The 17,305-nt window shown below is 37.7% G+C and carries 16 protein-coding genes; 15 read left to right on the top strand and 1 reads right to left on the bottom strand.

What is annotated here, in order from left to right:
* Positions 1-205: 205 nt before the first annotated feature.
* Both ACYTXL_RS17435 and ACYTXL_RS17430 read left to right on the top strand, forming a co-directional pair.
* A complete protein-coding gene (locus tag ACYTXL_RS17435; protein ID WP_461925835.1) occupies positions 206-934 on the top strand; it encodes a class I SAM-dependent methyltransferase in 729 nt (242 codons plus the stop codon).
* A gap of 12 nt (positions 935-946) precedes the next feature.
* A complete protein-coding gene (locus ACYTXL_RS17430; protein WP_461925834.1) occupies positions 947-2,038 on the top strand; it encodes a glycosyltransferase family 4 protein in 1,092 nt (363 codons plus the stop codon).
* Here the strand turns inward: ACYTXL_RS17430 and ACYTXL_RS17425 are convergent.
* Positions 2,035-2,394, bottom strand: coding sequence for a nucleotidyltransferase domain-containing protein (locus tag ACYTXL_RS17425; RefSeq protein WP_461925833.1), 360 nt, complete (start codon positions 2,392-2,394; stop codon positions 2,035-2,037). The two genes, ACYTXL_RS17430 and ACYTXL_RS17425, sit on opposite strands and share 4 nt — an antisense overlap.
* 28 nt (positions 2,395-2,422) lie before the next feature.
* Here ACYTXL_RS17425 and ACYTXL_RS17420 point away from each other — a divergent pair, with 28 nt between their 5' ends.
* The 13 genes from ACYTXL_RS17420 (at position 2,423) to ACYTXL_RS17360 (ending at position 17,167) form a co-directional block, all read left to right on the top strand.
* Entirely contained in the window at positions 2,423-3,556 is a 1,134-nt protein-coding gene (locus tag ACYTXL_RS17420) for a glycosyltransferase family 1 protein (RefSeq protein WP_461925832.1), read from the top strand.
* An 85-nt stretch (positions 3,557-3,641) separates the two neighbouring features.
* Entirely contained in the window at positions 3,642-4,694 is a 1,053-nt protein-coding gene (locus ACYTXL_RS17415) for a glycosyltransferase (RefSeq protein WP_461925831.1), read from the top strand.
* A 108-nt stretch (positions 4,695-4,802) separates the two neighbouring features.
* On the top strand, positions 4,803-5,438 hold the full coding sequence (locus tag ACYTXL_RS17410) for a class I SAM-dependent methyltransferase (RefSeq protein ID WP_461925830.1): 636 nt from the start codon (positions 4,803-4,805) through the stop codon (positions 5,436-5,438).
* On the top strand, positions 5,431-6,192 hold the full coding sequence (locus ACYTXL_RS17405) for an FkbM family methyltransferase (protein ID WP_461925829.1): 762 nt from the start codon (positions 5,431-5,433) through the stop codon (positions 6,190-6,192). The genes ACYTXL_RS17410 and ACYTXL_RS17405 overlap by 8 nt, the downstream gene beginning before the upstream one ends.
* Positions 6,193-6,345: 153 nt before the next feature.
* Complete coding sequence (locus tag ACYTXL_RS17400) at positions 6,346-7,296, top strand: glycosyltransferase family 4 protein (protein ID WP_461925828.1); 951 nt, start codon at positions 6,346-6,348, stop codon at positions 7,294-7,296.
* Positions 7,293-8,720 carry a hypothetical protein gene (locus tag ACYTXL_RS17395; protein WP_461925827.1) on the top strand — a complete coding sequence of 476 codons (1,428 nt, stop codon included), beginning with the start codon at positions 7,293-7,295 and terminating at the stop codon, positions 8,718-8,720. Before ACYTXL_RS17400 ends, ACYTXL_RS17395 begins: the two co-directional genes overlap by 4 nt.
* Positions 8,680-9,933, top strand: coding sequence for a glycosyltransferase family 4 protein (locus tag ACYTXL_RS17390; RefSeq protein ID WP_461925826.1), 1,254 nt, complete (start codon positions 8,680-8,682; stop codon positions 9,931-9,933). Before ACYTXL_RS17395 ends, ACYTXL_RS17390 begins: the two co-directional genes overlap by 41 nt.
* Positions 9,930-11,129, top strand: a complete 1,200-nt coding sequence (locus tag ACYTXL_RS17385; RefSeq protein WP_461925825.1) for a glycosyltransferase — start codon at positions 9,930-9,932, stop codon at positions 11,127-11,129. The genes ACYTXL_RS17390 and ACYTXL_RS17385 overlap by 4 nt, the downstream gene beginning before the upstream one ends.
* A gap of 316 nt (positions 11,130-11,445) precedes the next feature.
* Positions 11,446-12,492 carry a glycosyltransferase family 4 protein gene (locus ACYTXL_RS17380; RefSeq protein WP_461925824.1) on the top strand — a complete coding sequence of 349 codons (1,047 nt, stop codon included), beginning with the start codon at positions 11,446-11,448 and terminating at the stop codon, positions 12,490-12,492.
* A 142-nt stretch (positions 12,493-12,634) separates the two neighbouring features.
* Positions 12,635-13,846 (top strand): glycosyltransferase, encoded by a 1,212-nt coding sequence (locus ACYTXL_RS17375; RefSeq protein ID WP_461925823.1) that lies wholly within the window; start codon positions 12,635-12,637, stop codon positions 13,844-13,846.
* 69 nt (positions 13,847-13,915) lie between these two features.
* Positions 13,916-14,101, top strand: coding sequence for a hypothetical protein (locus tag ACYTXL_RS17370; protein ID WP_461925822.1), 186 nt, complete (start codon positions 13,916-13,918; stop codon positions 14,099-14,101).
* A 562-nt stretch (positions 14,102-14,663) separates the two neighbouring features.
* Positions 14,664-15,581, top strand: a complete 918-nt coding sequence (locus tag ACYTXL_RS17365; protein WP_461925821.1) for an SGNH/GDSL hydrolase family protein — start codon at positions 14,664-14,666, stop codon at positions 15,579-15,581.
* Between the two features lie 377 nt (positions 15,582-15,958).
* Positions 15,959-17,167, top strand: coding sequence for a glycosyltransferase family 61 protein (locus tag ACYTXL_RS17360; RefSeq protein WP_461925820.1), 1,209 nt, complete (start codon positions 15,959-15,961; stop codon positions 17,165-17,167).
* Positions 17,168-17,305 lie beyond the last annotated feature (138 nt).

Raw genomic sequence — 17,305 nt, 5'->3', positions numbered from 1 at the left:
TCTGCTTTGTAGGTATGCAGAGAGTGGTTTACCAGCACAGTGAAATTGAATATGGATTACTAAGAAAGATGGATCAGTCCAAGTTTTTAATGAGCTATTTAAAGGCAGCCCAGATAACTGGCACTGGCAAATTATTGAGGAGGTAGTATCTCTTCTTACTGTTCAAAAAGTTCAATCTAAATTCTAAATAAAGGTAATAAATTGTATGCTTAACAAAAGGTCTGTATATGATGAATGGCATAAAGCAGTTCATGGGAAAGAAGATACAAAATTAATTAAACTCGAAGATTGGCATAAAAATGCACTTAGTCTATCACCTTCATTAAATAAATTAAAAGTTTTAGAGATAGGCTGTGGAGTCGGAGATTTTGCCATCTATTTAGCAAATCAAGGGGCTAATGTAACTGCTGTTGATTTTTCTCCTATAGCAATTACAATGGCTAAAGAAAAATCGCAAATTCAAAATATAAATGTTCAGTTTCAAGTAGCAGATGCTCAAGCACTTCCATTTGAAGCAAATACATTTGATTTGATACTTTCCTGCGAATGTTTAGAACATGTTCCTGAACCGCAGTTAGCGCTTAATGAGATGATGAGGGTATTAAAACCTCTAGGAAAGCTAATTCTCACAACAGAGAATTACTCAAATGCTATTTTATTGTTATGGTTAGTTTGCTGGTTACGAAAAAAACCTTTCAACAGTGGTGAAAAAGTTCAGCCCATTGATCATTTCTTTCTCTATTGGAATGTCAAACGTATGTTTAATAAAGCTGGCTTACGAGTAGAGAAAATGACTGGTTCACACCATGTTTTTATCTTACTTCCAAGATTTCATCCACACACCTTTGTTATAGATAAATTTCAAAATCCTTTATTTGCCAGATTATTCCGTCCGCTTGCACGTCATATGACGTTTTTAGCTATTAAAAAATAGTCGTAAAAGTTTATGAAAAAGCTAATTGTTCATGTTGCCGAAGTCGACGTTTCTGAGCAATCTGGAATGGGGCGAATAGCATGGCATTGGAAAAATGAATTTGAAAGTCGTGGGTACGAATTTCTCCACATTGGACCTAAACAGGTTGGTCGAGTTGCTCACCCAGGATTGTTCCCTTATGCAGCAGGCCAATTCTATCGTCAGTTGGGTCGAAATGCAGACCTTTTCATAGTTCATGAACCTGCCTCAGGAGTTTTTCTATCTTTTGAGATTCCTACTGTGCTAGTCAGTCATGGTGTAGAACGTAGAGCCTGGAATCTCAAGTTACACGGAAAAGATGGAACTACTCAACAATTAAAATGGCGTACTAAACTTCTTTTTCCTTTGTGGAGGTTAGGTCAGTGTGACTTAGGCTTAAAAAAAGCAAATATTCTACTTTTTTCAAACCACGAAGATAGTGAGTTTGTCCAACAGTACTATCATCGAGATTCTCAGCATATTTTCTTATTCAAAAATGGAGTTTATCCGTCTGATTTGAATGAAACACTACAGATTCAACAACCGTTCACTATCTTATTTATGGCTTCTTGGATAGAACGTAAAGGAGTTAATACACTGGTTGATGCTGCTCAAATTTTGCAAAACAGAGGTTTATATTTAAATTGGTTACTAGCTGGGACAGGTGTTGATAATGAAATTATTTTAGGCTCCTGGCCAAAGGATCTACACCATTACCTGGAGATAATTCCCAAATTTCAGGCATCTGAAGAGATTAATCTTCTTGCTCGTTCTCAAATATTTGTTTTACCCAGTTTTTTTGAGGGTCAACCTCTGGCATTGTTGCAAGCAATGTCGGCGGGACGGTGCTGCATTACTACCAATTGCTGTGGTCAAAAAGATTTAATTCGTCACGGCTACAATGGATTACTCTACGAACCAGGTGATGCTGAAAAGTTAGCTTATTTGATAGAACAGTGCGCTAGTGATAGCAAGTTGAGAGTAACCCTTGGTAGAAATGCTAAAGCTTCAGTGCAAAACCGCTCATGGAAGGAGGTGTCTGTGGAAGTGGTAAACCGCATAGAAGCTTTCTTGAATCAGAACTAACAAAGATCACCAGTCTCATATTCACGGGCTTTAAGCAATAAATCTATCCCTTCTCGACGAATATTTTGTAATAGAGGACTATTATAGGAATTAAAACGAGATTCATCTATAAATAGACGGCTAATCACTTGGTCATACTCTAGGGATAACTCAGCAACGACATCACTGGTTTTTTTAATTTCTTCTCCTGGATTCACATTTCCTTTGAGTATCACCAAAACATTAATATCAGAATCTGTAGAAGCTTCTCCCCGCGCTTGAGAGCCAAATAAAACCATTTGAACTAAGCGACCGTCATAAATTTCCCGCAAGCATATTTTAAGCCGTTGTAGAATTTCTGCTAACTCTTTACTCATATTTAAACCTTTAAAGTCATACTATTTGATGGTGAATTATTTAACTCATGTAACTTCCATTGTACCTCGACTGCCTCCTGCAATTGATGGTGTAGGAGACTATGCCCTCAACCTAGCTCGTCAGCTTCGCAAAGATTTCAATATTCAAACCCATTTTATTGTAGGTAATCCCACATGGAATGGTGCAGCAGAAATTGAAGGTTTTCCTGTTAGCCAAATTAGCATGGGCGTAGCCGATCGTAGACATCGCTCCCCTGATGCCCTGCTAAATTTATTATCAAGCGATCGCACATCCAGCATCCTTTTACATTACGTAGGCTACGGCTATGCAAAGCGGGGTTGTCCAGTTTGGTTAGTCGATGGGTTACAGCGATGGAAAAGTTTATTTCCAACGCGATCGCTCATTACCATGTTCCACGAAGTCTATGCTTCAGGACCCCCTTGGACTAGCTCTTTTTGGTTATCGCCCTTACAGAAAAATTTAGCAGCACGTTTGGCACAAATGAGCGATCGCTGTATTTCTAGTAAACAGCTCTATGCTGAAATAATTGCTAATATTAGCCGAGGCAAGCATCATCAAATTCTGTTCCTACCAGTTTTTTCAAACATCGGCGAACCAGATAAAGTACTTCCTTTGTCAGAACGCCAGCATCGATTAGTTATTTTTGGAGGTGTTGCTAACCGCGCAAGAGTTTACCGAGAGTCTCAAGCAGTTTTGGAGTACGTTTGTCACAGGTTAAACATTCAAGAAATTTGGGATATAGGAACTCCAACGGGAGTAAATTTATCCTCAATTACTAAAGTACCTATTTTAGAAATAGGACAGCAATCTGCTGAAAAGGTGAGTGATATTTTGGCAGATTCTGTTGCTGCTTTCTCCGACTATAATCCCGATTTTTTAGCTAAGTCAGGTATTTTTGCTTCTTACTGTGCCCACCGACTATTACCTATCAATACCAAAAGTAGTGGCTCAGTAATTGATGGTATAGAACCAGGGAAGCATTATTGGGTTCCTAATCCTCAAGGGAATGAGTTAGGAAATGACATGGAGATGCAGGCGATCGCAGATAATGCTTATTCTTGGTATCAAAATCATAATTTTTCAATGCACGTTAAGACATTTGCCAAATATATAATTACGAGTTCAGCAATCACACTCTGATATAAAACTATGCCTATCCTGGATATCAAAATCATAACTTTTAGCGCCAGCCAAAACTTTTGCTACATAATTTGTTAATCATCATATGACTGAACAAGAAACTTTGGATACAGCACAAGTAAAAATTGAACTTGTTGGTATTATTAACTCATTTAACAGGCTAGCATTGTTACGTGAGGCTCTACCATCTCTAATTCAAGCCCTTAAGCATACTTCATTGAAATCAGCAGTTATTGTTTTTGATGCTGGTTCATCTGACGGTAGTGTTGAGTTTATTAAAGAATTTACAGGCTCAAACCAAAAAACAGAGATTATTTGCCTCTGTCCTTCAGAAGATATAGAGCGCTCTTTTAGTGCGGGATGTAATTTTGGAGTACAGTATGCTGCTCAAAAATTTCCTCATCTCCAGTGGTGTTTCTTTTTCGAGACAGATAATTTCATCAAAAACGAGTTAGCGCTTTCTCTTGCAGTAAAGCTGATAGAACAAAAGCCAGAATTGGCAGCAGTTGGCTTTACAGTGGAAAGACACGATAGTAAAAAAGCAGGTTTTGGTTCTCGCTTTCCTACTCTTCTAAGCTTTCTCTTAGGACAGCAACTATCTCACAAATTCGGTCTGGAAAGAATGGATATTAAGGAATGGTATCCTTTTGCAGAAATTCGTTGGGGTATTAGTGACATCATTTTTACAAGTCCCCTGTTGGTCAGATATTCTGCATGGAATTCTACTAAAGGTATGGATACCGCTCGATTTCCCTACTCAGATTGTGACAATGATTGGTGTTGGATGGTTTATAAAAAAGGTTGGCGCGTCGCTGTTTTAGATATACCTGGCGTTATTCACGACAATAAAATGCAGAACTCTGCATGGTCAGCAAATAGAGTGATTAATTTTCATCAGGCAAGATTTCGTTTATTGCTAAAACATAGAGGAAACTTGATACTTTGGTTAAAACCTGTTTTATTTATCCGGCACATATTAGAGTTATTGTTGCTTATTTTAAGAGCTTTTCATTCCGCTCAAGCTAAAAATTCAATTCAACAGCGATGGTTAATGATGAAAATAGTTTATAAAGGTTATGAAACTAATTTCGACAATTCACCCACCAAAATGAAATTATCTGTTAAATCTCAGATTTAGAAAGACGTTTAATCTTCAAATAGCTAAAATTCCACTCAAAAAACTTGGAGGACTATATTATTAGTCAAAAATGTCCATTTTTAGCAACTAGCAAAATAATAATTAAAAATGTTACAAGCAATAAAAACTTGGCTAAAAACAAATCCTCTGCTTTACAGAATAACAAAAGCAATTCTGAATCAAGTAAACTCTACAGCATATGTTCTGGAATCATTTAAACCTCAACCATTGGAAAAAAGCTTAATTATTGGATTTTCTGGAAAATTGAATGGATGGGTAACTTTTGATATTGCACCTGGTGCAGATTACTTAGGAAATATCAAAAACTTAAAATTGTTTTCTAGTAATAGCATGAACAGAGTTTATGCTTCCCATGTTCTAGAACATGTAAGTTATCATGATGCTAAAGTTGCTCTCAAAGAAATGTATCGAGTCTTAAAATCGCAAGGAGAAGTTTTTATTGCTGTTCCTGATTTAGTAAATGTCAGTAAATTACTTGAAACTGAATTTGCTCAAACCGCTATTGATATAACTTTTGGTGTAAACCGTCCTGTCAAAGATTGGCAGCCTCAGCATAAATATGGCTATACTCAATCCACTCTAAAAAATCTTTTAAAAGAGGTTGGATTTACTAATATTGAAGAGTTTTGCCCTTTTTTAGAAGATACAAGTCAGTTAGTTATTAGTAATATCAAAATATCAATTTGCTTAAAAGCTAAAAAAGGAGAGTTGGTTAATGTTTAGATTAGCGAACCTGCTAAATTATCTAGGAATACGAATTCAAAATTACGCTTATATCCTTGATAATCCTACCTATTTGAAAGTGAGAAATGGTGGTTGTGGTACTTTATATCGTTTACTTAACAAGGATTGGTTTCATCGTCAACAGATACAAACTGTGTTGGATGTAGGAACGAATGAGGGACAGTTTATTAAAACTGCTTTAGCTCTGTTACCAAATACAAATATCTATGGTTTTGAACCAAATCCTGAAGCTGTAAAAAAATTAGAAAATACTCACTGGGATTCAAGTAGAGTTAGTATACTGCCGATCGCATGTGGTAGTAGAAAGACACAATTACAGCTTAATATTTCTAAATTTTCACCTGCTTCTTCATTGCTTAATATGCAGAAAAGGCATAATGATGAGTTTCCGGGAACTGAGACAGATAAAGAAATTATAGTAGAAGTTGACAGGATTGATAACATAGTCCCATCTTTAAACTTAGTTCATGATCCTTTATTATTAAAAATTGATGTGCAGGGCTTTGAACTAGAGGTTTTAGCAGGAGCTATCGGAATTTTTAACCAAACTCCTGTCATTGTCTGCGAGGTCAATCTAGCTGAACTTTACCAAAATCAATGTACTCTTGAGTCATTAGTTGCTTTTATGCGTCAACACCAATATCGTATTGTTGATATTGGAAATCCTATACGCTCTTATCATACGCAAGAAGTTCTGTATTTAGATTTAGCTTTTTTAAAAGAGTATTTCTGATTGTTTAAACTCGCATTTATATGAGTTTTTAAATAATGTAAATTATTATTTATTCTACTTTTAATTTAGTGTAAGGTTCACTTAAAAGTTCTTGTGAAAATACTTATCTACTCTCCGCTCTTTTACCCTAGTGTTGGTGGATTAGAAACTGTTGTGTCTGGTCTTGCTCATGAATTTGTTGAACAAGGACACATAGTTAAATTAGTAACGCAGGCTCTAGCAACAGACTACAAGGTATTTCCATTTGAAGTCATTCGTAAACCTAGCCCTCTCAAACTATTAAAATTGACACAGTGGTGTGATATCTATTTTCAACCTGCTATCAGCCTCAAAGGAATTTGGACTCTATTAATTAGTCCTAAGTCTTGGGTGATAGCTCATCATAACTGGTATACTCGACTAGATGGTAGCTTAGGCTGGCAGGACAAATTGAAGCAATTCATGCTCAAGTTTGCAACTAATATCTCAGTCAGCCAAGCATTAGCTAACCATATTTCCACGCCGTCAGTCATTATTCCTAATCCCTATGGAGACGATATCTTCTATGAGATACCAAAAAGTTCTCGTAATAAAGACTTAGTGTTTTTAGGAAGACTGGTTTCTGACAAGGGAGTAGATATACTGATTCAATCACTTGCTGAACTAAAGCAAATGGGGCTATCCCCCAAGCTGACAATTATTGGTAGTGGACCAGAAGAATCTAATTTACGTGAGCAAGCAAGAGTTTTGGTTGTCAGTGAGCAAATAGAATTTGTTGGGGTTAAGGTTGAACAAGAACTGATGGAACTACTCAACACCCACAAAATAATGGTTATACCATCTCGATGGCAAGAGCCGTTTGGAGTTGTTGCCTTAGAAGGGATTGCCTGTGGTTGCGTAGTTGTTGGTTCAGAGGGTGGGGGATTAAAAGATGCCATTGGCCTCTGTGGTGTGACATTCCCTAATGGAGATGTGCAAGCATTAACGCAAACTCTATTTAATCTCTTAAAAAACCCTGAGCAGCTGGCTAACTACCGAGTCAATTCACATGCTCACCTTTTACGCCATCAGAAATCAGCAGTCGCTAAAGCTTATCTAGAAGTAATTGAGGCAACAATTCTGTGAAAGAGTACATTGCAGTTTTAGCTCCCTTTGCCATTCTACTTATTCTCTATCTTTCTGTTCAAAACTGGCGGACTTCTATAAAAACTATACTAGTGTTAGCGGTAATTGAAGGGGCTTTGCGAAAATGGGTTCTACCCCAAGGCAGTCAGTTCATTTATTTTTTGAAAGATATTGTACTTATAGGGGCTTATCTTCGTTATTACATTTTATCATCTACTGAAAAAACTTTTCGTGTCAAAGGCAATTCGGCAGCTGAAACTATCGCTTCGGTAATTTTGCTATTAACAGCTTGGTGTCTATTACAAGTTTTTAATCCCAGCTTGGGTTCTCCAATTATTGGCATTTTTGGAATAAGAGGATACTTGTTATACATTCCTTTAATATGGATGTTACCCAATCTCTTTCGTTCAGAAGAAGAATTATATAGATTTCTGCGCTCATACCTGCTGTTGGTCATTCCAGTCGGGCTATTAGCAGTAGCACAGTTCTTTAGCCCTCCTTCAAGCCCCCTCAACGTCTATACCCCAGATATAAAACAAAATATTGCAACTTTTGGAGATGGAAATTCCACGAGTGTTCGTGTGACGGGCACTTTTTCCTACATTCTTGGTTATTCAGCTTATGCAATTATTTCCTTTGGATTATTAGTTCCCCTGTTAGCAATTCAGCAATCTCAATGGTGGCGTTGGGCAACAATTGCAGAATTACTGCTAATTATTGCCACCTCGCTCATGAACGGCTCTCGTGGTGTTTTTTACACTGAAATTCTATTTTTAATTGGTTATTTTGGCGCACAATTACTTACTAATCTGAAAACAGCTGTTCCTTTGATAAAACAGTTTACAGTGCCTATAATCGCCATAGCTGTTGCAACTGTAACTTGGTTTCAGTCTGCTATCAAGTCCTTATTATTCCGCATCAATTCCAATCATGATATATCTGGTCGCATTTCGGGAGGCTTCATTGAGCCATTTGAATTTATGAAGTTAAAAGGACTGGATAGTTATGGTCCAGGCGCAACTCATCCAGCAACTTCAGTATTGCGTAAGATTCTAAATTTACCTCTAAGAGAAACCATTCCTGTCTACTATGAATCGGAAATGGGTCGAATAGTTTTGGAAATTGGTCCTATAGGTTTTTTCTTGTGGTATCTGCTGAGAGTCATACTCATTTATCTACTGTGGCGTACATTCCTGAAATTAAAGCGACCTCTGTTGCGACAGCTAGCGCTATCAGCTTTTTTGATTCATGCGCTTCAATTTTCTAGTCAGATTGTGTTCAATCACACTCTCCTAGTCTACTACTGGTTCTTGGCAGGATTTATTTTCCTTCTACCCCGACTCGAACAGATAGAGAACTGGAAACAACAACAGGAATACTTCAATGTCCCAGATACCTATCGCGCTGATACATCCTACAGGTAATCCTTTCGCCCGCAACGCTGCAATCTCGTTAGGAGAGGCAGGTCTACTTCAAGAGGTGATTACAACCATTGCCCATAACCCAGAAGGAAGTCTCAGCCACTACTTCAAGCTGCTTCCTGCTCAAATTCGCAATAGAATCACTAATGAACTAGGGCGGCGTACCTGGATTGCTCCAAATGGTGTAGCCATGCGATCGCACCCTTGGAGTGAAGCAATGCGGATGACTTTGGTTAAAACTGGACTCAGTAAGGGTTTTGGCTTCGGTTCTCAAGGTCCGGTAGATTGGGTTTATGCTTCTCTCGATCGCCATGTTGCCAAGCATCACCTCCAGGGTCTGGCAGCAGTTTATGCTTATGAAGATGGCGCTGCTACTACCTTTGAAGTTGCTAAACAGCAGGGAATTTTATGTCTGTACGACTTGCCTATCCTGTTCTACCGGATGGCGCGAGAAATTCAGCAAGAGGAGGCTGAACGATTCCCAGCACTGTCTGGATCACTGCAAGCAGTACAAGAACCTGACTGGAAGTTGAGACGCAAGGAGCAGGAAGTGGCGCTAGCAGACCATATTTTTGTGGCCTCTTCCATTACCCAGCAATCCTTACTCAGAGAAGGGGTCAGTCCTGACAAAATTACGGTTATCCCTTACGGCGCACCGATTGAGTATTTTCAACCCCAACCTAAACTGGATCGAACTTTTCGGGCTTTATTTGTCGGTCGCGTCGGTGTTCGCAAAGGAGTTCATTACCTGATCAAGGCATGGGAAGAACTCCAACTTCCGCAGGCAGAGTTAATGCTAGTAGGTGTGAACGAATTTCCAGAAACTTGGCTTTCCCAACTTCCTGAGGGAGTTAATTACATCCCATCAGTACCCCATACTACGCTGAATCAATATTACAGTAATGCCAATGTATTTGTGTTTCCTTCTTTAGTAGAAGGCTTTGGACTGGTACTTCTAGAAGCGATGGCTTGTGGCATTCCTGTGATTACAACCACTCACACAGCAGGGCCAGACATTATTACTGATGGCACAGAAGGCTTTATTGTCCCTATTCGTGATTCAGAGGCTCTCAAAGAAAAACTTGAGTGGTGCTATTCCCATCCTCAAGAGTTAGCAGAAATGGGGCGAGCCGCTCGTCGCAAAGCAGAACAGTTGAATTGGAGTCTATATCGTCAAAAATTAACCAGTAAAGTCAATGATCTTTTCCAAAAATGAGCAAAATTACCACTGAAAATGAATACAAACAAATAAAAGAACAAAATAAGCATTTTCCCAAACCCAATCAATTATTTTTACATCTATGGTTTCCGAATATTTTTGAATTCAAAGGTGGAATTCAAGTTTATTCGACATTCCTCTTAGAGGCATTACAAAGTTTATATCCTGAAGTAAAATACGAAGTTTTTCTGAAACACGATACTTGCAAAACGCCAAACTTTTCTTTAAAAACTAACACTCAATTTTACTTTGCTGGCAAGTGGAATAAAACTTTGCGAACCCTTGCCTTTGCTAGTCAGATTTTCGGATATGGATTTTGGCAACGCCCTAACCTGATTATTTCCTCTCATGTGAATTTCACAGTTGTTGCCTACTTGCTAAAATACCTCACTGGTATACCTTACTGGGCTGTTGCTCATGGTGTGGATGCTTGGAATATCACAAACCCTACACTAAAAACTGCTTTATGTCATGCCGAGCGCATTCTTGCAGTTAGTGAGTATACACGCGATCGCCTACTCCAGGAACAAAATCTCAATCCAGCCAAAGTTTCTGTTTTACCAAACACTTTTGACATTCAGCGCTTCCAAATTGCTCCGAAGCCGCAATATTTACTTGAACGCTATAGTTTAACTGTTGAACAGCCAATCATTTTGACCGTAGCTCGATTAGACAATAGTGAACGCTACAAGGGCTACGACCAAATCTTACTAGCAATGCCTGAGATTCGCCTAGCCATTCCCCATGCTCATTACATCTTAGTAGGCAAAGGAAGCGATCGCCCCCGAATTGAGCAACTAATTTCTCAATTAAACTTGGACGACTGTGTAACATTAGCAGGATTTATACCAGATTCAGAACTCTGTGACTATTACAATCTCTGCGATGTTTTTGCTATGCCTAGTAAAGGAGAGGGATTTGGAATTGTCTATTTGGAAGCTGTGGCTTGTGGCAAACCAACTTTAGCAGGGAATCAAGATGGTGCAGTTGATGCCCTCTGTAATGGCGAGTTAGGCGTTTTGGTGAATCCTGATGATGTAAATGCGATCGCCCAAACACTGATACAAATTTTACAAGGTACTTATCCTCACCCCATCCTCTATCAACCTCAAATTTTACGCGAGCAAGTGATTGCCAGATTTGGATTTGAACGATTCCAACAAACTCTGGCTGAGTTAATTCATCTTCGGTAAATTACCTTTCATTCCTGAAGAACCCCAAAGAGACAAAGCACAGCTTTGACGCTCCTTCGCGTTGGAAGAAAGAAGCAACTGGCGTGTGGGGTGCAATGACTGTAAGTAAGTAGGCGTAATTAAATATAAGATCAAACCTCACCCTCAATCCCTCTCCTTGGTAAGGAGAGGGAAGCCAGAGGCAGGGTGAGGTTTTATATTTAATTTGACCCACTTACTTAGGAATTGTAACTAATTATCCGGATCGGTCTATTAATTGAAGAAGAATTCAGAATTCAGGATAAATTCTTTTTTAATCAAAAAAATATAAAATATCGTGAAAATTCTCTTGTTATCGAGATTTTTTTATCCAAGCTTAGGTGGCAGTGAAACTAATGCAGAGATATTAGCTCGTGAATTTAGCCAAATCGGACATCAAGTAATAGTAGTTACCCAAACTATGGGAAATAATCTCGATGAAAATGGTAAGCCATTTCCTTTTCAAGTAGTTCGCAATCCTGATTGGATGAAGCTAATGAAGCTTGTCAGGTGGTGTGATGTTTATTTTCATAATGGCCTTAGTTTAAGGGGAGCTTGGCCATTATTACTGTTTAAGAAACCTTGGGTGATCCGCCATCAAGTTTGGATCAGAAGTATCGATGGTAGTATAAATAGAATTGGCGGTAATGCTGATAATTGGATTGCCAAAATCAAGCATTGGATAAATCAGTTCGCTGTATCAATTTCAATTAGCGAAGCCATAGCAGAGCATTTAAAATCTCCTTCCACTGTGATACAGAATCCATATCGTGACCATTTATTCCGTATAATTCCGTCACCTGAAAAAAATCAAGAAATTGTTTTTCTGGGGCGACTGGTTTCAGAGAAAGGAGTTGATATATTACTGGAATCGTTAGTACATCTGCTAGAGTATGGATTCCGCCCACAGTTAACAATAATTGGGGATGGTCCAGAGAAGGCAAAACTACAGCTAAAAGCTAAAAATTTAGGGATTGATAAACAGGTTGTTTTTGTTGGCTCTCAAGTCGGAGAGGAATTAGTCCGTCTTCTTAATCAACATCAGATTATGGTTATTCCTTCTCTTTATGATGAGCCTTTTGGAGTGGTAGCACTAGAGGGTATTGCTTGTGGCTGCGTGATTGTTGGTTCAGAGGGTGGAGGATTAAAAGATGCCATTGGTCCCTGTGGTGTGACGTTCCCCAATGGAGATGTGCAAGCATTAACGCAAACTCTATTTAATCTCTTAAAAAACCCTGAGCAACTGGCTAACTACCGAGCCAATTCACCTGCTCACCTTTTACGGTATCAGAAATCAGCAGTCGCTAAAGCTTATCTAGAAGTAATTGAGGCAGCAATTCTGTGAAAGACTACATTGGAGTTTTAGCTCCCTTTCCGTTCTACTTATTCTCTATCTTTCTGTTCAAAACGTTTGATTTATTCTTGTCCACTTACCTACTTACCCACTACCTGGTGAAGTTGACCAAAAAAATTAACCTAAAAAATAGATGAAGATATTACAAGTCATACCCTCCATCAGTCTGACTATGGGCGGACCTACTGAAGTTATTCTAAACTTGGTCAAAACCCTGCGCCAGCTTGGGTCAGATATTGAAATTGTCACCACCAATGATGATGGAAATACTTTATTGGATGTCCCTCTTCGTCAGCGTATCGAGTATAAAGAAGTGCCAATCTGGTTTTTCCCCCGTGTTTCCCGCCGAATGAAAGAATATATCTTTTCTCCTGAGTTAGGACCTTGGCTTTGGCAACATATGCGAAATTATAACCTAGTGGAAACTCACTATCTTTTTTCCTATGCTCCCACTTGTGCTGCGGCGATCGCGCGTTGGCAAGGAATCCCCTATCTAGTTCACACAATGGGTCAATTGTCACCTTGGGCACTAGCTCAAAGTCGCTTGAAAAAACAGGTTTATAGTCGGCTGATTGAGCATCACAATCTGAATTGTGCGGCTGTTATTCATTCTACATCTGCTGGTGAAGCAGAAGATATCCGTAATTTCGGTGTTAAGACACCCGTCCTCACTTTACCTCTTGGGGTGAATATTCCTCACCCTTTACCCGATGCCAAACAAAAACTACGACACATTTACGGCATTTCTACAGAAACACCCATAATACTGTTTCTTTCTCGTGTTCACTACAAAAAACGCCCGGACTTACTACTACAGGCACTTGGCCGTCTTGTAGAACAAAACTATAATTTTCACCTAATCGTAGCGGGTTCAGGAGAAGCAGAATATGAAACTCAGCTAAAAAACCTGGCAATATCCCTTGGCATCTCACATCAAGTTTCCTTTGCTGGTTTTGTGGTGGGGCAAGAGAAAGACTTGCTGCTACAAGGGTCAGATATCTTTATTTTACCATCTTTTTCGGAGAATTTCGGTATCGCCGTCGCTGAGGCAATGGCAGCTGGATTGCCTGTGATTATAACTCCAGGAATTCAAATTTCTCCAAATGTTGCTGCTGCCCAAGCTGGGTTGGTTGTTGAGGGCACACTTGAAACATTGACAGAAGCGATCGCCCAATTACTGAAATCTCCCAATCTGAGGCAACAGCAAGGCGAGAATGGCAAACAGCTTGTGAAACAGCAATATTCTTGGGAAGCGATCGCTCAAAATCTTACCTCTGTTTATCATGCGATTATCGAAAGAAAAGTTTTGCCAGAATATCTTGTAGACTCAAGTGCAAAAATGTAGATTTATTAGCCATTCATTTGATAGAACATGAGAAATTTAAACCTTAATTATGTTGTTATGAATAACTCAATGAACAAAGCACATAGGTTGACAGGCATAGATTTATTAAAAGGAATTGCAGCTTATGGTGTAGTTTTCATTCATTCAACAAGTGGAGAATTTGGTAGCCCAAGCTATTGGACTATCCAATTAGGAGATTTTTTTCAGGGATTTTGTCAAATCAACTCCAAGAAAACTATATTATTAAAAGCATAGGTGTATGTTCTTTTGGAATTTACCTTATACACCATTTGCTAATCGAATTTATCCGACCTATTATAAATAAAATTTATCCTATATCGGTAGATACTGTTCCGGTATTAATATGTACGACATTTAGCTTTTTGCTAAGTTGGCTAATTGTTTTTTACTTGAGCAAATTTCACAAAACTAAAAAATTATTATTTGGCGGTTAAACAATTATCACGAATTTCTGTTCTGTAAATTCAAAAGATATTGGGTTCTTGTTCTTCCTACTCATGATTTGATTATTCCTGCATGTCTAGTACTCTTATCTATATTTTGTGAAATCTTCTTATCTTCGCCAACGTAAAAAAAGAGGCTTTTAGCTCTAGTAGCGTTGATTCTTATAATCCTACTTTTCATTCCAGCACGGGCAGGTTGGTACTAGGCTTTCCAGTGAATGCTAGCCAGAAATGTTATTATCAAGACGCTTGATTGAATATGAAAAATTGAATGAAAGCGAGGTTCGTAGAAATTAATGAAGAAATTTTTTCGTAAACATAAAACACTCATTTACATAACAGTTGCTATAATATTGACTGAAATTTTTTTCCGACTTCTGCTCGGACTAGGTAATCCGGTATTAAGTCAAGCAGATCCTTATACAGGTTATCGCTTTCAAGCAAACCAAAAATTATTTCGCTTTGGTAAAAGAATAGAATATAACCAATACTCCCAGCGTTCAGAGCCAATTAATCCCCAAAAGCCCCAAGGAGTATTAAGAATTCTGATGATCGGTGATTCCATTCTTAATGGTGGTAGTCCTACTGATCAACAGCAAATAATTACTGAGATTTTTAAGTCTAAATTATTGACTGCTAGACATCCGGTAGAAGTCCTTAATGCCTCTGCTGGTTCATGGGGAATTGGCAACCACTTAGGATATTTACGTGAATTTGGTACTTTTAATAGTGATGTTGTCATTCTCGAAATTGGCACCAACGATTTAGCTCAACCCACAAGTACTAGCGCGCCTGTAGGAAATGACCCTAATTTTCCTACTCATCCTCCACTGTTGGCAATTCAAGAAGCTTGGACTCGGTATACTTGGCCAAGGTTATCAAAAATTTTTCAAATTGGCTCTGTCCCTTCTGATTTTCCGTTAACTCCTTCATCAGTTGAACCTGATCGCCAGTTCCAACAGAATATGCAGCTCCTAAAAACTACAGTACAGCTAGTGCGTATTCAAAAAATTCCTATTTTTGTATTGTTCGTACCTGAACTTTCTAACTTAGTTCCCTCCAACAATCCACCTAAATATAAATTGGAATTTATTCAGCAGTTAAAGTTTTTACAGGTTCCTTTAATTGACGCTGAGTCCGAGTGGTCAACCTTGCCTAGCAAAAAAGTGGAAACCTTATTTCGAGATGGCATACACCCAAATGAGGTAGGGAATCAAGCCTTAGCGAATTTACTTTTTCAGCAGGTATCCCGGATTTATTACAAGGAATAAAAAATCATTAGTAAGGGTTTTCTAGCAACAGCAGATATAACACCTATTTATAATTACTTCAGATTTTCACATACCCAGAGTCAAGGCGATCGCTACCCTTATTCTTGGTTGGTAGTCAAGGCATTGCCTTTACTCCTATCGCCGTATGTATCATCGAATCGAACTCAACAATCCCTCCTGCATATTATTCGTGATATTGCTCGCTCCTCCTCTGGATCGTCACAGTTCATACAGGAGCCAGCCTTTAACCTATGATAGGAACTGAGAATTTTAAAGCTTAATTATGCATTCTTACTATTTACACTTGTTTAGAAACATCCTCTAAGCAACTGCGTTAATTTTTGTACCCAGTTCAATTCAATCGAAAGGAGCAAAAGATGAGATACAAGCAAGTTTTAAAAAAATTACTTCTTACTGGATTAGAGCATTTACCTATAAGCTCTGAAATAATAGGTTCACCAAAGGGCTTTTATGAAAACTACACTGATTTTATCAAGACATCAAAAAATTCTAAATTACAGATTGACTACATTGAGATTTATCCAGAACATTATATATATCGTATAGAACCTAAAACAATATACGAAGATATTGATGATCGATTTAATAAAGGTTATTTAGGCAAAGAATTTAAAACACCTTCTGCATTTGTTGCAATAATTGAAAATGGTCGTATTTGTGGCTCTGGAGGTTCAATTATCAGTTCTGATGATAAACTTATATTAGACTTATCTTTTATATGCGGTATAAATGGACATATGCCAGCAAAACATCCCTTATTGCAGAAACTAAAGTTACCAAACATTGTTAAAATTAATGGAACTGTATCTGTTTTAGCTACAGAAAATGGAAAGTATAATTATTTTCATTGGATGTTTGATGTATTACCAAGAATTCATTTATTAAAGCTTACTAATAATTACAATCATATAGAAAAATTTGTAACGAATCAATTAAAGTATAATTTTCAGCAAGAAAGTTTAAAAATAATAGGTATTCCAAAAGAAAAAATAATAGAATCTAATGAAAATATTCATTTAAAAGTAGATAGTTTAGTTGTGCCTTCATTACCTGGTATACCTGGAGCAATGCCTTTATGGGTATGTGAATTTCTTAGACGATCTTTTTTGTTTAATCCAGTTATTAAACAGATAAATGAAGTAGAAAAAATATATATAACTCGGAGAAACGCTAATTATAGACGAGTTTTAAATGAAGATGAAATAATTCAAGTTTTGAAAAAATTTGACTTTACTGTTTTAGATCCTGGGGATTTTACAATTACTGAGCAGGTAGCAATATTTTCGTCTGCAAAAATTATCATTTCACCACATGGAGCTGCACTTACAAATCTTGTTTTTTGTAACCCTGGTACTAAAGTATTAGAAATTTTTTCACCCCTTTACGTTAATACATGTTACAGATGTCTTTGTAATCAAGTAAATATTGAGTATTACTACCTACTAGGAGAAGGAAAAACATTATCTAAAGATCATCCTAATTTCTTAGATGGTTCTTTAGTTACAAATGATATTTTAGTAAATATAAATTCTTTATATCAATCATTACAATTATTAAATAATTAACCAAATTTATATTACCTTAGTAAGGGTTTTCCAGCAACAGCAGATATAACACCTATTTATAATTACTTCAGATTTTCACATACCCAGAGCCAAGGCGATCGCTACCCTTGTCCTTGGTGGTAGATATCAATCCCTCAC

Source organism: Nostoc sp. (assembly GCF_054880495.1).
This window is presented reverse-complemented; position numbering and strand designations above follow the sequence as displayed.

Bases quoted from the DNA above. Each gene is read 5' to 3' on its own strand.
- ACYTXL_RS17410 (WP_461925830.1), top strand. From the start codon at position 4,803: ATGTTACAAGCAATAAAAACTTGGCTAAAAACAAATCCTCTGCTTTAC.
- ACYTXL_RS17405 (WP_461925829.1), top strand. From the start codon at position 5,431: ATGTTTAGATTAGCGAACCTGCTAAATTATCTAGGAATACGAATTCAA.
- ACYTXL_RS17430 (WP_461925834.1), top strand. From the start codon at position 947: ATGAAAAAGCTAATTGTTCATGTTGCCGAAGTCGACGTTTCTGAGCAA.
- ACYTXL_RS17415 (WP_461925831.1), top strand. From the start codon at position 3,642: ATGACTGAACAAGAAACTTTGGATACAGCACAAGTAAAAATTGAACTT.
- ACYTXL_RS17385 (WP_461925825.1), top strand. From the start codon at position 9,930: ATGAGCAAAATTACCACTGAAAATGAATACAAACAAATAAAAGAACAA.
- ACYTXL_RS17435 (WP_461925835.1), top strand. From the start codon at position 206: ATGCTTAACAAAAGGTCTGTATATGATGAATGGCATAAAGCAGTTCAT.
- ACYTXL_RS17370 (WP_461925822.1), top strand. From the start codon at position 13,916: ATGAACAAAGCACATAGGTTGACAGGCATAGATTTATTAAAAGGAATT.
- ACYTXL_RS17360 (WP_461925820.1), top strand. From the start codon at position 15,959: ATGAGATACAAGCAAGTTTTAAAAAAATTACTTCTTACTGGATTAGAG.
- ACYTXL_RS17420 (WP_461925832.1), top strand. From the start codon at position 2,423: ATGGTGAATTATTTAACTCATGTAACTTCCATTGTACCTCGACTGCCT.
- ACYTXL_RS17425 (WP_461925833.1), bottom strand. From the start codon at position 2,394: ATGAGTAAAGAGTTAGCAGAAATTCTACAACGGCTTAAAATATGCTTG.
- ACYTXL_RS17390 (WP_461925826.1), top strand. From the start codon at position 8,680: ATGTCCCAGATACCTATCGCGCTGATACATCCTACAGGTAATCCTTTC.
- ACYTXL_RS17375 (WP_461925823.1), top strand. From the start codon at position 12,635: ATGAAGATATTACAAGTCATACCCTCCATCAGTCTGACTATGGGCGGA.